Consider the following 15,499-nt stretch of genomic DNA (forward strand, 5'->3'; position numbering starts at 1 on the left):
CATGATTTCCTCCAATTCGATACCATTCTATTATAAAATATGTAACATAGGAAATATGTACAAAATAGCGGATTAAAAATAGGAGGAACGTCACATGTTTTGTAAGGAATGCGGTCAGAGAAATAAAGAAGGGGCCAAGTTTTGTAAAGAATGCGGCACCCCGATCGGAGGGAGCAGCAGACAGGCACATAAAGAAACAGCAGGCGCTGCTGAAACGAGGCAGGCGCCGCGAAAGCCAATCCCTAAGAAAACCATCATCTTATGGAGCAGCATTGCCGCTGCGTGCGTTATATTATTCGCCGCCTATAAAACCGGAGCGTACTTTACTTCAAAGGATAGATTAGTCGACAAGTTTGAACAGGCTGTAAAGGATGAAGATCAAGACCAAATCGCTTCTCTTCTTACGCCGGTAAATGACAAGCTTAAACTGACTAAAAAGAATGTAAAACCGTTTCTTGCGTATTTGAAGGACCATCCTGACAAAAAAGATGAGCTTTTTGTATCGCTGCGTGCGGACACAGCTCAAAAGGATATCGTATACGCGGAGAAAGACGGGAAAAGCTTGCTCGTATTTGACCATTATGATTTAAAGATAGCACCTGTTTATTTTGAAGTGACCAGCAATTATAAAAATACCGATCTATATGTGAATAAAGAGGATGCCGGACAGGTAAAGAAAGCCGATCAAGCACAAACCCTCGGGCCATACATTCCCGGCGAATATACCGTCTCAGCCAAACTGAAAAACGATGTCGTTGATCTCGTGAAAAAGGAAGACATTCAGGCTGTTGGCGATAACAGCTTTCGTGTTGATCTCTCATTGGAAGCAGACGATGTGACATTCAGCTTAGCGGATGAGATCAAGAGCGGGAAGGGTGATTTGCTGATTAACGGCAAGTCGATTCATAAGGACCCGTTCAAAGCCGTCACATATGGCCCTCTTCTGACAGACGGATCCATGACGGCTGCGGTCGAAGCGGAGTTTCCGTGGGGAAAAACAAAACAGCGGGCGTGCCAATCGACCATAAAGAAATGGAGCTAACGTTAATTCCTGATCAAGGCACACAGGAAACGATTATGAAAACGATTGTCAAAACAACGAAACAGTATTCCAAAGCGCTATCAGATGGGAATACAGCCCAGATGACAGAGGCGAGCGCCAAATGGAAGGCACAGGCGAAGGATACCGTCGATTCTATGAAATATACGAATTCTTACTTAAAAGATAAATATGTAGAAACTGATTTTGATCTGGATACATTCGCTCTCTCTCAGAAAAACGACGGGATGTGGCAGGTATCAGTAAAAGGAAAAGAACTGCACCAGTCTTCTTCGTATAACGACTATACAAATTCCGAAATGACTGATGACAGTCCGAGTTACAAATACCTCCTTTCCTATGATAAAAAACAGAAAAAGTGGATTTTTGAAGATGCGGAATCAACATTCGATTCGGCTGGAACAAATATAAAGAAAATCAAAAATGATAAGCCGGAGACGTACACGTCCGCCTGGGAAGGCTCGAAAAACAAAGACAGTGAAAGCTCTGCAAGCGGTAATGTGACAGATGAACAAGTGACATTATTTATGGGCAGTTATTTGCAAAGTCAGGCAGATGCCGTGAATCAAAATCATTTCTCACTGATGGAAGACAGCCTTGAAAAAGGCAGTTCTCTTTATTCTGACCAACAGCATCTTGTAACGAAATTAAATAAAGAGGGGACAACGGAAGACTTTAATAACTATGAAGTGAAAAGCTGGAGTCAAAATGGATCGGCTATTACAATTAAGACGTATGAAGAATTCTATATCACAAAATCAGGCGGCAGTCCAAAACTGAAAACCTATAACTGGATCTATACCGGCGTAGTGAAGAACGGAAGAATTTACTTAACGTCGATTCAATAAAAACGACCCCATCACCAGCAGGTGATGGGGTTGTTTTTTAAAAGAATATGTAGCGGAAAATCTCTTTCATATAGTGTTCGATCATAAGCTGGAATGTAACGCAGGTGATCAAATAAATGACAATCGTTGAGTAAATGACATCAACCTTTCCTTTATATGAATGCTGATAACTGATCAGCATCACAGGAGGAATGGCAAAGAATGCACCGATTAAACCAACGGTTAAAATAGTGAAGCAAATGTTTGTATGCAGTAAAAACAATAAAAGGGCAAGAACCAAAATAGCCGTAAACGGAATAAGAAACGCGCCAAATCTGGAAAATGAATCTTTGAATGATACGTGGTTTCCCGCGATTTTTAAGGCGAAAAAGATCAATGCATGCAAAAAGAAAAGAAACAGGGCAAAATAAATGGTTGGCTCTAAAAAGATGGCTGTAAAGCTTACGCTGCCGGGACCGTCTGAAAAAAGGATATAAAACATCAAAGGGGTCAGCAAACTGAAAAGAACCAACGTGATGATCGCGCTGATCAGCTGTTCGCCGCCCGTTGTTTTACATTCCTGATAAGGGCGTTTCAGGACGGCCACAACAAATGAACCGAACTGTTTCGCCGCTTGCTTTGCAGCGGCTCCGGTTTGCGCGGCCTGCTGCTGGCCTGACTGACCAGGGAGCGGTGATCCGCACTTCTCACAAAACTTTCCGCCATCTGTTTGATGGCCGCATTGAGGACAATACATAAAATAACTCCTTTACCTGTAATATAGGGAAAATAGACTACTATTTTTATTATAAAAGAAAAATGTAGTAAAGTAACCAGTATTCAAACAAAAATGTCACATGAAAAAGACACGGATCTCATAAAAGCCGTGTCTGTTTTATGCTAGTTATTAATGTATTTCTCAAATACATCTCCAAAATCCTTAATATGATATTGAGAGCGAACGGATGTCAGCCAAGTGAATCCGAATTCGGTCAGCTCTTTATATTGCGTTTCAAGATTGACGTGCTCGGGGCGGGTATGATGAAGAATCGTCACGGCTTTATCCAAGCTTTGTTCCGCCTGATTGATTAAAATATCATTTTCATAGGTTGTTTCGGCAATGCGAAGCAGTGCTTTATATAGATCTTTTAACTTTTCAATTTGGTCTTTGTGCACATCGATGTCAAAGTGTTCAGTGCCCAGCTTGAATTTGATTTCCACATCGAGATCGACTTTTCCCGCGGTTTCCAGAAAAACATCAGACATTTTGTATTGAGAGTAAGGATAGCGTTTTAACGTTCGTTTTGAGGAAGTGGCGCGTTCGCCGTCCACATGGATCAGAGCCAGATTCGTAAAGCAGTATTCGTCTGCTTTCGTTTTAATCAAGAAGTATATTTTTTCATTGTCTTCATGCATGACATAGTCATCAGCATCTGTTTTGTCATAATCCTGAGGTTCGATAATTTTTCCGATATCAGATAAGCCAAGGGCATCTGCTGCAATTTTTTTGAACATCGTATCCTACCTTCCTATTAACATGATCACCTTATTGTAGCATGGAAGCCTTTAAAAAGATTGGGAACCTTTTTGGGATGTAGTCCTTTTTGGTAATTTTGACAGTTCACACGTTTAGAAAGGAAAACGGAATGAGCGGCACCGGGGGTGAAGGGCATATTTCAAAAAGCCCCTCTCTTACTTCAGGGAGCGGCTTTCTTTCGTTTTGGAACGTATTGGAAAACTTCCTCACTCTCAAAGAATTCGATCAGTCTGCTCAGCCAGTCGTAGTAATGGAGCCATTCTCGTAATTCATTCAGCAGCTCATTCACTTTCTCTTCCGCTTCAGGAGTAAGCTCTTCTTCCAACATGCTAAGCAGCTCCCGATTGAGTTTTTTATGCATCATTTTGTTCTTGCTGACGATTTTGCTCCAAGTGGCTGTAAACAGCGTGATAAATGTTTGATAGTAATCCTGCTCAACCTCATATAAATCTTTTCGCACGCCCTTTTCAAACACTTTCTCGGCAATGTTGGCATCTAGCATTTCCCGGACAACTTGGCTCATGCGTGTTTTGCTCATGCCGGTCGCTTCAGACAATTCGGTCAGCGTCATCGGTTTTCGATTCATATAAATAATGCCCAGCACACGCCCGACGGTAGAGGTTATTCCAAATGCATGCATGTTTTCCGCGATTCTTTCTATTAAATGGTCCTCGGCTTGTTCAATGATCGTTAACGGATCTTTCTCCAACGGTTTCAATCCTTTCAGTTAACAATTCCGATGTCAATATACCACATTTTTGACATGGCGGAAAAGCTGTAACAAGAGAATTCAGCAGGAAATTGGAGCAATAAGGAGATCAACACACGTCAATGCGGGTAAATCATCGTTTACACATACTTTATAAATAATATGAACAAATTATAAACTTTTTATTTTATAAACTTTATTCTATAATGGGAAGCATTCAATTATCTGAAAAATTAAATTTAAACTGAACAAATTGAATAAACTTAATTTTGGAGGTGCGATGTTTGCTGACATTAGAAAATGTCTCGAAAACATATAAGGGCGGCAAAAAAGCCGTGAACAACGTGAATCTTAAGATTGCAAAAGGCGAATTTATCTGTTTTATCGGCCCGAGCGGCTGCGGAAAAACGACAACGATGAAAATGATAAACCGATTAATTGAGCCTTCCGCCGGCAAGATTTTTATTGATGGCGAAAACATTATGGAACAGGACCCCGTAGAGTTAAGGCGTAAGATCGGCTATGTCATTCAGCAGATCGGCTTGTTTCCGCATATGACCATTCAGCAAAACATTTCACTTGTCCCTAAACTGCTGAAATGGCCGGAGCACAAGCGGAAAGAGCGTGCGCGTGAGCTTTTGAAATTGGTCGATATGGGGCCAGAATATTTGGACCGTTACCCTCATGAATTAAGCGGAGGACAGCAGCAGCGAATTGGTGTATTACGGGCACTTGCCGCGGAGCCGCCGCTTATCTTAATGGATGAACCGTTCGGGGCGCTTGACCCGATTACGAGGGATTCCCTTCAGGAAGAATTTAAAAAACTGCAAAAAACCTTACATAAAACCATCGTATTTGTTACCCACGATATGGATGAAGCGATTAAGCTGGCAGACCGGATTGTGATTTTAAAAGCGGGGGAAATCGTTCAAGTTGGAACGCCCGATGACATTTTGAGAAATCCGGCAGACGAATTTGTTGAGGAATTTATCGGCAAGGAGCGGCTGATTCAGTCAGCCAGTCCGGATGTGGAACGGGTCGACCAGATTATGAACACACAGCCTGTAACGATCACCGCGGATAAAACGCTTTCTGAAGCGATTCAGCTGATGAGGCAGGAGCGTGTCGATTCATTGCTTGTCGTCGATGACGAGCACGTTCTGCAAGGCTATGTGGATGTTGAGATCATTGATCAATGCCGGAAAAAAGCCAATCTCGTAGGAGAGATTTTACATGAAGACCTTTACACCGTATTGGGCGGCACATTGCTGCGTGACACGGTCCGCAAAATTTTAAAACGGGGTGTCAAATATGTCCCTGTTGTGGATGAAAACCGGCGCTTAATCGGAATTGTGACGAGAGCGAGTCTGGTCGACATTGTGTATGACTCCCTCTGGGGAGAAGAAAAGCAGCTCGCGGTATTGTCATAAGGAGGCGACAAGTCATGCATCATATTATTCAATTTTTGCAAACCAACGGGGGCGAACTCCTTTATAAAACATATGAACATATCACAATATCGCTCATTGCTGTCATCTTAGGCGTAATCGTTGCCGTACCCCTCGGGGTTGTGCTGACTAGAATGAAGAAGGGAGCCGGCGCGATTATCGGTATCGTCAATATCATTCAGACACTGCCGAGTCTGGCGATTCTCGCTTTCTTTATTCCGCTCTTGGGTGTGGGGAAGGTTCCAGCCATTGTGGCATTGTTTTTCTATTCCGTACTGCCGATTCTGCGCAACACGTATACCGGCATACGCGGCGTCAACAAAAATCTGCTCGAGTCTGGCAAAGGCATCGGAATGACGCCAGCTGAACAAGTCCGCTTGGTGGAACTGCCGCTTGCCGCGCCTGTCATCATGGCGGGAATCAGAACATCTTCGATTTACTTAATCGGCTGGGCAACGCTTGCTTCCTTTATCGGAGGCGGCGGATTGGGTGATTATATTTTTATCGGATTGAATTTATATCAGCCGGAATATATCATCGGGGGCGCTGTGCCCGTCACGATATTGGCGATCGTGATTGATTACGTGCTGGCGGTGGCTGAACGAAAACTGACACCTGCCGGCATGCAGAGATTGAAGGAAGTTTCATAAGGAGGCGGCTCATGAATAGAAAATCTCTCAAATGGATAATCGGTTTAACGCTCGCAACAATGCTGACGTTGAGCGGCTGTTCGCTTCCAGGGCTAATTGCCGCTTCAGACCAGACGGTTAAAATCGGCGCGCAAAGCATGAGCGAATCAGAAATCATCGCCAGCATGCTCGGGCAGCTGATCGAACACCATACCGACCTGAAAACAACAACCATTAAAAATCTCGGGTCCAACGCGGTGCAGCAGCAGGCCTTAATGAACGGGGAAATTGATATCGCGGCGACAAGATATACAGGCGACGCGCTGACAGGCACGCTGAGAATGGAACCTGAAAAAGATCCGGATAAAGCGCTGGCGCTGATACAGCGGGAGTTTAAAAAAAGGTATGATTTAAAATGGTATGACTCATACGGGTTTGATAATACATATGCCTTTACGGTCAGCAAGGAGCTGGCGAATCAATATCATTTAGAAAACGTATCAGACGTGAAAAAATGGGCGCCGCAATTAAAGCTGGGCGTTGATAACTATTGGATGAAGCTCAAGGGAAACGGCTATAAAGACTTTACAAAAACGTACGGCATGGCATTCGGCGGCACGTATCCAATGCAGATCGGCCTTGTGTACGACGCGGTGAAAAACGGAAAAATGGATATTGTGCTCGCGTATTCCACAGACGGAAGAATCAAGTCCTATGGCCTCAAAATGCTAAAGGATGATAAACAATTTTTCCCGCCGTACGACTGCTCTCCGGTTGTTCCGCAACATGTTCTAAAAGAACACCCTGAGCTGGAAGGCGTGATCCAAAAAATGATCGGGAAAATCGACACAGCCACAATGCAAGAGCTCAACTACGAAGTCGATGGCAATCTAAAAGAACCGTCTGTCGTTGCCAAGGAATATTTAGAAACGCATCACTACTTCGAATCGTGAAAGGGGGACGAAGGCAATGGACGTGCTTGAACAGTTAATGACGTATTATACGCAAAACGGAAGCTACGTCATGGAAGAATTCAGCCGCCACTTTCTCATGTCGGCTTACGGCGTTGTGTTTGCCGCTGTTGTCGGGGTTCCGGTCGGAATCCTTATTGCGCATTATCGCCGCTTGTCAGCCTGGGTGTTTGCCGTCACAAACGTTATTCAGACCATCCCGGCGCTTGCCATGCTGGCCGTCTTGATGCTTGTCATGGGTCTCGGCGCAAACACCGTGATTGTTTCATTATTTCTCTATTCCCTTCTGCCGATTATTCGAAACACCTACACTGGCATTATCAGCATTGAACACGCCTACTTAGAATCGGGAAAAGCAATGGGCATGACGAAATTCCAGGTGCTCCGGATGGTTGAGCTTCCGCTCGCGCTTTCCGTTATTATGGCAGGCTTGCGCACGGCTCTCGTCATTGCCATTGGGCTTACGGCAATCGGCACATTTGTCGGCGCCGGCGGCCTTGGGGACATGATCGTCCGCGGCTCAAACGCCACAAACGGAACTGCGATTATTCTCGCCGGCGCGATACCGACTGCGGTGATGGCTATAGGAGCAGATTTAATTATGGCTTGGATTGAAAGGGTGTTGAATCCAGTGAAACCAAAAAACAGAAGCAAGGTAATAAATGTGTAGACTTAAGCAAAAAGGATTCTTTTCTGAGAGGGAAAAGAGTCCTTTTTTTATGGTATTTATTGGGTGAATCTTGATATTTTTTTGATTTTTAGAATGTAAAGTATAAGTAGAGTATTGTAATAATTTTGGTTTAAATAGAATAAAATGGAGGACTCTGCAGAGGGATGTAGAATTGTTGTTATTATATAAAGTGGATAAATATGGGGGGCTATAGACTAATATGAAATCCTTATATACACCTATAGATCATTATATGATTCGGATTCCTTTAGTACATCAAGACTTAAAAAATGAGAATTCTCACGATATCGATCAGTTATTATATGACCTTTGCAACGATTCATTGTTTCGTGAACAAATACTGGTATCCAGCAGGACGCTTTACGAAACAATACATACTTTCCTGCAATCGCCGAATAAATTAAAAGGGAAAAAGAAGCGCAACTTTCAGCAGGCTATTTTGAAGTATGCAACAAGAAGAGCAACGAGAACCACACCTTTTGGCCTTTTTTCTTCGGTGGGAATAGGGTCTTTCGCCAATAGAAATCAATTGTCTTTTGACCAACACTCATTTTACAAAAAGGCTCGGGTTGATTTTAAGTGGCTCTATCAACTCATTAGAAAATTGGAAAACGAATACACGGATCGGCTTTCTTTCACATTAAATTCCGCTTGCTATATGAAAGGTGACCGGGCTTACTTGTTGTACAGTACAGATGGAAAATCTGAAGAAGTTAGTGTTCGGGCGACTTCGGTTTTCCATTTGGTAAAAGAACTTTGTGGTGAATCTGCTGCTTATCAAGATATGATCCGTTGTTTGGTAGATAACTATCCAAATACCCCAATCAATAAAATTAATCAGTATGTAACAGACCTTATTGACAAAGAGTTCTTGATATCAAATTTACGTCCGCCGATGACTGTTTCAGATCAATTTCAGTATGTAATTGTTCAAGCGGAAAACAGCCATATTCCGAATGATCTCATTCAGGCTTGTAAGAACATTCAATATCAGATAGATACATATAATCGAATCGCGATCGGAGAGGGGGAGCATCAGTATGTAAATCTGATTGAAACAATGGATAAACTCATAAAGACATCATCTCCTCTGCAAGTAGACGCTGGATTAGCAGACTCCTCTATTCAACTAGATCATGAAACATCTCTTGCCATAAGTGAATTGGCCAGCATGTTTACTTATATGGCTTCTCCCTCCGCGAAGAATGTAGACCACTTAGAAAAGTACAAACATGTTTTTTTGGAGCGCTATGGATATGAAAGAGAAGTTCCGCTTTTAGAAATGCTTTGTTCAAACACTGGCATCGGTGCGCCTGCTACCTATACGAATCCTGCTAATGAATTCTTTGAAGAAACATCATTTCCGGATCAATTTTCACCTGAAATGAAACAATTTTTCCTGAGAAAGTATTTTGAATCAGTTAGAAAGAAAGCTCCTATTCAATTAAATGACGAAACATTCCATAGCATATGCAACGCTACCATTTCTGATGAAGAGATCCCTTTATCACTTGAGCTCAATTTCTTTGTTAAATTACGAAATGGGAAAGTCATGCTTTATTTAGGCCCTAACGTGGGGTCAACCCGCGCAGGGAAAACATTTGGCAGGTTTTCCTATATGTCTGATTCAATCAGTGGAGTCATAGAGGCCTTACATAACAAGGAGAAAGAGTTAACAGAGAAACATTCGAAAGTTTGTGAGTTGAGTATTGTACCTAATCAGGTCAGGTCTGGAAATGTAACTAGAAATGTAAGCTACCGAGAAAAAGAAATGTCTCTTTTTACGAATAGCGCTCTGCATCTTAATGATTCCGTCAAAGCAGAAGATATTCTAATTGGAATCAATAAGAACGATATCTTTTATGCTAGACATAAAACAACTGGCGAAATTCTGTCTTTTGAATCAAATCATATGTTTAATCCGTTGTTAATGACAAACGCTATACGATTCTTATTAGAAATTTCAAGGGACGGAAAAAGAAAATGGAGTGACTTCCCTTGGGTTGGCATCTATAGTGATTTCAAGTATATCCCTGAAATCAAATATAAAGAGATAACCTTATCATGCGAACAATGGCTGATATACAAAAGTGATGTAAGCATGCACTCGAATTCATCACTAGAAGAGATGAAATCTGCTTTTTTTGAATTTCATCGTACTTATGAACTGCCGCAAACATTTTATATCGTTAACGCAGACAATCGATTATTGATTGATATAGAGGATGAACGTACTTTGGAGGTTTTTTTCTGGGAACTGAAAAAAATGGACCATAACCAGCCATTACAACTTATGGCTGCTGAGCATGATGAAGATGCATTGATGGATAGAGACCAACATGTCTATTCTGGAGAAATCGTCGTTCCGCTGCTCAGAAAACAGCCAGAAAAACCATTGAATGTACCGATGCTTAACGCAATAGAGGAAAGTGGTTCCGACAGAGTAAAAATGCCATTTGAAGATTGGCTGTTTATTAAGCTTTATTGTAAACAAACAAGGGAAGAAGAGTTAATTGCTTTTGAAATAGCGGATTTTTATAACCAGATTTCTGATCAATATCCAGTCAGACATTTCTTTATGAGGTATCGGGATCCAAAGCCCCATTTAAGATTTAGATTGAATGGAAAAGCCGAAGTGCTGTACAGCATGTTTCCTCAACTATTGAATTGGCTGAAAAGCTTAAGAGAAAAAGGGCTGGTTTCAGAGTTTGTTATCACTCAATACGAGCGGGAGATAGAACGATATGGCGGGCTAAGCCTTATGGAGGCTGCAGAACAGCTTTTCTGTGAAGACAGCAAAGTTGTTGAAACGATAATTAGAATGCACCGGATGAAAGATATAGCGATAAGCAAGGAAATTGCAGGCATGGTTTCGGTTATACAGTTTTTAGAACAGTTCGAGCTAACGTTTGAAGAACAGTTAACTTTTTTAGAGAGAAATTCCTTGCAGAATGAGTATCGTACTGAATTTAAAAAGGATCGAGAACTGTATATTGAGATGTGCAATTCTGATCGAGATTGGGATCATCTCAAGAAAACAAATGATGGCAGAATACTATATGAAACGTTGAAAGCAAGAAAAATGGCCGCAGCTCATTATGCAAGTTTAATCAAACAGGCATTTGATAACAAAGATGAGATTTATTCACGCATAGGAAGTGTCATCCATCTGCATTGCAATCGTTTATTTGGAACTGACAGAGAACTAGAAAATAAAATTCTTACCCTATGCAGACATTCTTTATATGCGCAACGATATCAGAAGATGAATGGTAGTTTAGTATGGAAGTAAAGGAACAACTGAAGCTAAAAGAGCTGCTGTTTATCATGAAACAAATGCCTAAGACGTTCAAGTTGATTTTCACCTTAGAAAGATCACTGTTTTTAAAGTTGATAGTATTCAGCATTATTACCGGTATTCTGCCAATTGTTTCACTATATATTTCACAAGAACTGATTAATTCCCTTGTGACGATCCGGAAAGATGTTTCAATTGTTATCACCATTTTCTTGACATATCTAGGGGTATCTTTTTTTTCGGAGCTCATTTCGCAGGTTTCTGAATTTTATAATGGCAAATTTCAATTAAATATTGGTTATAAGCTCAACTATAAAGTCATGAAAAAGAGCAGTAATTTAGCTCTCAAGGACTTTGAAAACCCGGAAATATATGACAAGTTGGAGAGGGTAACGAAAGAGATCAGTTATAAGCCCTATCAGATTATTCAAGCCATCATTACAATGATCACATCCTTTGTGACGCTGCTCTCATCAATTGCGTTTTTGATGTCATGGAATCCTAAAGTCTCACTCCTGTTGTTGGTTATTCCGGTCATTTCTCTTTTCTATTTCTTGAAAATTGGTCAGGAAGAATTTTTCATACACTGGAAAAGGGCAGGAAAGGAAAGAAAGTCTTGGTATATCAGCTATATACTCACACATGACTTTTCTTTTAAAGAATTAAAATTGTATAACCTTAAGGATTATTTATTAAACAAGTACTGGGATATCAAAAAATCATTTATAGAACAAGATACAAAGATATTAAGAAAGAAAACGTATTTGAACCTTATATATGAGATTGCAGTGCAATTAGTTGGAGCTGTCATTATTTTTATTGCCATCATGTCTGCTTTTGCGGGAAAAATAATGGTCGGTAATGTAATGAGCTATATCAGATCGGTTTCGCTGGTGCAAAATCACTCACAATCTATCATGACAAGCATTTATTCGATCTATAACAGCAATCTCTATATGAATCAATTGTATGAATTTCTGGAATTAAAAGAAGAGAAAAGTCAAGGTCACAAGAAGCCAATTGTTGAGCCTATTCATTCTGTTGTTTTTCAAAATGTCAGCTTTATCTATCCCAACCAAGGAGAACAGACACTGAAACATATTAACGTTTCCTTGCATAAAGGAGAACGTGTAGCCATTGTCGGGCCAAACGGATCAGGGAAAAGTACATTCATTAAGCTCCTTACCGGCCTATATGAAGTTCAGCAGGGCGACATTTTGATTAATGGAACAAATATTAAAGAACTGGATATGGAAAGTTATATGAACCAAATTGCAGCGCTATTTCAAGACTTTATGAAATACGAAATGACATTAAAAGAAAATATAGGATTCGGACAAATTGATAAACTACATCAAACAAACAAAATGCATGAAGTTCTCGATGTTGTAAAGGCCGATTTCTTAAAAAGCCATTCTTCCTATCAATTCGATACACAGCTCGGACTATGGTTTGATGAAGGAAGACAGTTATCCGGTGGACAATGGCAAAAGATTGCTTTGGCAAGAGCTTACTTTAGGGAGGCTTCCTTGTATATTTTGGATGAGCCCAGTTCTGCGCTGGATCCAATTGCAGAAAAAGAAACCTTCGATACTTTTTTCAGCTTGTCAAAAGATAAAATAGGAATCTTTATTTCCCATCGATTAGTTGCTGCCAAACTTGCAGATCGAATCATTGTAATGGATGAAGGAGAAATTGTAGGAATAGGATCACATGAAGAGCTATTAAAAACTTGTCCGTTATATAAAAAAATGGATGAATCCGAGAACTATATGAATCCATTAGAGGGGGAAGGCACCAAATGGAAAGAGGCACTGTATCAAGGATAGAAGTTGAAATTGTGAAAGAAATGGCTCGTCAAATTTCTAATTACGATAAAGTGCTTGAAATAGTGAATCAAAAAGATAATTTTCGCAGCATCGGTGAAGTTCCGCTGATCCCTTGGAAGTCAACTGCTTTGAGTCATGGGATACCTGGCATTTGCATGCTGTATGCCGAATTGCACGCCCATTTTCCTGAGGAAGGATGGGACGACCTAGGACATCAATATTTGTCGATTTTAGTAAATGAAATAAAAGAAAATGGGCTGCATACTCCTTCAATGTTTTCTGGAGCAGCTGGCATTGGGCTGGCAGCAGTCTGTTTATCGCAACGTTTCACCTATTATAATGGTTTGATTTCTAGTATTAACGACTATTTGGCTGAAACCGTACCTCAATTGCTTGCTGATTTTGAGCAGCGGCAAGTGTATATGAGTGACTATGATGTGATAGAAGGAGTTAGCGGCATTGCAAGCTATCTGCTGCTATTTCAAGAAGATAAGGCTATGGGAGACTTGTTAATTGATATGTTAACCTATCTGGTTAGGTTAACCGAAGACATTACCGTAGATGGAGAAACAGTTCCTGGGTGGCATATTCCTTCTCAACATCAGTTTACTGATATTGAAAAAAAAGCTTATCCTAACGGCAATTTTAATATGGGATTAGCACATGGAATACCTGGTCCTATTTGTGTTCTGTCTTCAGCACTCATGCAGGGAATTGAAGTAAAGGGGCAAGAACGCGCGATTGAAAAAATGGTGGACTTCCTACTGCGATTTTCCGAAAAAGAAGAGCAAGACCGCTTGTTTTGGAAGGGAATTATTAGCTTTGAGGAGTATCAAAACGGATCTCCGCCTAACGCAGTCAATTTTAGCAGAGATGCTTGGTGTTATGGGAGACCTGGTGTATGTCTGGCGATTGTTAAAGCTGGAAAAGCACTTCAAAATCCTGAACTTTTAAATATCGGAGTGCAAAATTTAAGATACACAATATCTGATATAAAGGGAATTTATTCACCCACCGTATGCCATGGTTATAGCGGTATCGGTCAGATTATGCTGGCCGTCAATCAACTCACCGGACAAGAGTATTTTAAGGAAGAGCTTCAAGAGATCAAACAAAAGATTATGAGCTTCTATGACAAGGATTATATCTTTGGTTTCCATAACTATGAATCAATGGAAGGGGACGAAGTGGTGCCTTTGCAGTACGTTGGTCTGTTGGATGGCGCTGTAGGTGTAGGGTTAGGGATGTTAAATATGGAATTAGGATCAAAAACAGATTGGACAAAAGCATTATTAATTTAATAAAAAAGGAAAAAATGATAAAATCTTGATATTTTTCCGTTACTATATAGGTATTGAAAGGAGGTGACCAATATGTCAAAGTTCGATGATTTCGATTTGGATGTTGTAAAAGTCTCTAAACAAGACTCTAAAATCACTCCTCAATGGAAAAGTGAATCACTTTGCACACCAGGATGTGTAACGGGTGCATTGCAAACTTGCTTCCTACAAACACTTACTTGTAACTGCAAAATCTCTAAATAAGTAAAACCGCTAATCACTTTGCCTCGACTCCTTGCACTTCTAAGCGTCATACATACTTATCTTTTTAGAGTTGAGACATGTGAAAAGCAACGGGTGTGAAAGAGTTATATCTCACACCCGTTTTTTATATTCAGCTTCATGGGAGATAAAGGGACCATTGACAAGAGATGAATGAATCGAATATTTGTAAGACAATCATTTTAATTTGGAGATGAATAGTCCGTCTAGAGTGAGGAGTGTGATCTGATCACACTTTTTTTATTTGGCATGTGATCGTGGAGCTGGCCCCCAAATGCCTAAAGTTTCCACTTGGGAATGTTTTTTGATTAAATTTTGATAAAAGTATTCTAGAATGGTCTGCATCCGGTAAAAAAGCATCTTCATATGGCTCAATAAAGTCGGTAATTAACAGCGATTGGGAAATTTCATAAGATTGAGGTGGTGTATGTTGTTTTTGAAAAGATGTGTAAACCTGTTAGGTTGTTTCATTGTTTTATGTACGTTATCAGCGTGTCAATCATTCACAAAGTTTAAAGATAAGGTTGTTGAAGAAACGAAAAAAACAATGCATTTTACTGATGACAACGAAAACGAGACATCTGAAACAATGGAGAGCTTGATTGATAAGGGAAAACTCGATCAAGTGGTCTATGACGATAAACTTTATCAGCTGAAAGATAAAGTTGATGAAGACAAAAAAGGAAAAGTCATTGGGGCTATAGGCCAAACTTTCTTTGTAGATGGTGATGGAAAGAGATGGTCGGAAGAAGAACTAAAAGAACCGTATATCTCTCATGACCCGGATGAAATCAGAGAGAAAAAACCTTTACGCTATGGGAAGGTTTACAGTACAAACGAGGGAACTGATGTCAACGAGGAAATCATTGTTGAGTTTAATCGTGAGTATTATCGAGCGGTCTTCATAAAGAATGAAACGGAACAAGGGAGAGAGTGAC

General features: G+C 40.5%; 12 protein-coding genes and 1 pseudogene. 10 read left to right on the top strand and 3 right to left on the bottom strand.

Translation table 11 applies throughout. From position 1 onward, the window contains the following. The first annotated feature begins 94 nt into the window (after positions 1-94). Positions 95-1,908 (top strand): annotated as a pseudogene (locus SC79_RS13395) (zinc ribbon domain-containing protein). 37 nt (positions 1,909-1,945) lie between these two features. Here SC79_RS13395 and SC79_RS13400 read toward each other — a convergent pair. The 3 genes from SC79_RS13400 to SC79_RS13410 all read right to left on the bottom strand — a co-directional run bounded on the left by SC79_RS13400 (position 1,946) and on the right by SC79_RS13410 (position 4,133). Beyond that, on the bottom strand, positions 1,946-2,644 hold the full coding sequence (locus tag SC79_RS13400; RefSeq protein WP_039075475.1) for a zinc ribbon domain-containing protein: 699 nt from the start codon (positions 2,642-2,644) through the stop codon (positions 1,946-1,948). Between the two features lie 143 nt (positions 2,645-2,787). Next, positions 2,788-3,402 (bottom strand): PH domain-containing protein, encoded by a 615-nt coding sequence (locus SC79_RS13405; RefSeq protein WP_039075476.1) that lies wholly within the window; start codon positions 3,400-3,402, stop codon positions 2,788-2,790. 182 nt (positions 3,403-3,584) lie between these two features. Next, on the bottom strand, positions 3,585-4,133 hold the full coding sequence (locus tag SC79_RS13410) for a GbsR/MarR family transcriptional regulator (RefSeq protein ID WP_039075477.1): 549 nt from the start codon (positions 4,131-4,133) through the stop codon (positions 3,585-3,587). Positions 4,134-4,417: 284 nt separating this feature from the next. Between SC79_RS13410 and opuBA the strand changes: the two genes are divergently transcribed. The 9 genes from opuBA to SC79_RS13455 all read left to right on the top strand — a co-directional run bounded on the left by opuBA (position 4,418) and on the right by SC79_RS13455 (position 15,498). Next, positions 4,418-5,563 carry a choline ABC transporter ATP-binding protein OpuBA gene (gene opuBA / locus SC79_RS13415; protein ID WP_039075478.1) on the top strand — a complete coding sequence of 382 codons (1,146 nt, stop codon included), beginning with the start codon at positions 4,418-4,420 and terminating at the stop codon, positions 5,561-5,563. 14 nt (positions 5,564-5,577) lie between these two features. Continuing rightward, on the top strand, positions 5,578-6,231 hold the full coding sequence (gene opuBB, locus SC79_RS13420) for a choline ABC transporter permease OpuBB (protein ID WP_039075479.1): 654 nt from the start codon (positions 5,578-5,580) through the stop codon (positions 6,229-6,231). 11 nt (positions 6,232-6,242) lie between these two features. Beyond that, positions 6,243-7,163: a choline ABC transporter substrate-binding lipoprotein OpuBC gene (gene opuBC, locus SC79_RS13425; RefSeq protein ID WP_039075480.1), complete on the top strand. Its 921-nt coding sequence runs from the start codon at positions 6,243-6,245 to the stop codon at positions 7,161-7,163. A gap of 16 nt (positions 7,164-7,179) precedes the next feature. After that, positions 7,180-7,851, top strand: coding sequence for an ABC transporter permease (locus tag SC79_RS13430; protein ID WP_039075481.1), 672 nt, complete (start codon positions 7,180-7,182; stop codon positions 7,849-7,851). Between the two features lie 220 nt (positions 7,852-8,071). After that, a complete protein-coding gene (locus SC79_RS13435) occupies positions 8,072-11,164 on the top strand; it encodes a lantibiotic dehydratase (protein WP_039075482.1) in 3,093 nt (1,030 codons plus the stop codon). A 494-nt stretch (positions 11,165-11,658) separates the two neighbouring features. Beyond that, positions 11,659-12,999 (top strand): ABC transporter ATP-binding protein, encoded by a 1,341-nt coding sequence (locus tag SC79_RS13440; protein WP_231559197.1) that lies wholly within the window; start codon positions 11,659-11,661, stop codon positions 12,997-12,999. Further along, a complete protein-coding gene (locus SC79_RS13445) occupies positions 12,972-14,300 on the top strand; it encodes a lanthionine synthetase C family protein (RefSeq protein ID WP_039075484.1) in 1,329 nt (442 codons plus the stop codon). Before SC79_RS13440 ends, SC79_RS13445 begins: the two co-directional genes overlap by 28 nt. Positions 14,301-14,372: 72 nt before the next feature. After that, positions 14,373-14,543 (top strand): gallidermin/nisin family lantibiotic, encoded by a 171-nt coding sequence (locus SC79_RS13450; RefSeq protein WP_003220055.1) that lies wholly within the window; start codon positions 14,373-14,375, stop codon positions 14,541-14,543. A 445-nt stretch (positions 14,544-14,988) separates the two neighbouring features. Beyond that, positions 14,989-15,498: a NisI/SpaI family lantibiotic immunity lipoprotein gene (locus SC79_RS13455; RefSeq protein ID WP_180298685.1), complete on the top strand. Its 510-nt coding sequence runs from the start codon at positions 14,989-14,991 to the stop codon at positions 15,496-15,498. Position 15,499 lies beyond the last annotated feature (1 nt).

This window comes from Bacillus sp. MSP13, assembly GCF_000815295.1.
Taxonomy (GTDB): Bacteria; Bacillota; Bacilli; order Bacillales; family Bacillaceae; genus Bacillus; species Bacillus vallismortis.

Coding starts and splice junctions, on each gene's coding strand:
- SC79_RS13400 (WP_039075475.1), bottom strand. CDS start 2,644: ATGTATTGTCCTCAATGCGGCCATCAAACAGATGGCGGAAAGTTTTGT.
- SC79_RS13405 (WP_039075476.1), bottom strand. CDS start 3,402: ATGTTCAAAAAAATTGCAGCAGATGCCCTTGGCTTATCTGATATCGGA.
- opuBB (WP_039075479.1), top strand. CDS start 5,578: ATGCATCATATTATTCAATTTTTGCAAACCAACGGGGGCGAACTCCTT.
- opuBC (WP_039075480.1), top strand. CDS start 6,243: ATGAATAGAAAATCTCTCAAATGGATAATCGGTTTAACGCTCGCAACA.
- SC79_RS13430 (WP_039075481.1), top strand. CDS start 7,180: ATGGACGTGCTTGAACAGTTAATGACGTATTATACGCAAAACGGAAGC.
- SC79_RS13435 (WP_039075482.1), top strand. CDS start 8,072: ATGAAATCCTTATATACACCTATAGATCATTATATGATTCGGATTCCT.
- SC79_RS13440 (WP_231559197.1), top strand. CDS start 11,659: ATGTCATGGAATCCTAAAGTCTCACTCCTGTTGTTGGTTATTCCGGTC.
- SC79_RS13445 (WP_039075484.1), top strand. CDS start 12,972: ATGGAAAGAGGCACTGTATCAAGGATAGAAGTTGAAATTGTGAAAGAA.
- SC79_RS13450 (WP_003220055.1), top strand. CDS start 14,373: ATGTCAAAGTTCGATGATTTCGATTTGGATGTTGTAAAAGTCTCTAAA.
- SC79_RS13455 (WP_180298685.1), top strand. CDS start 14,989: ATGTTGTTTTTGAAAAGATGTGTAAACCTGTTAGGTTGTTTCATTGTT.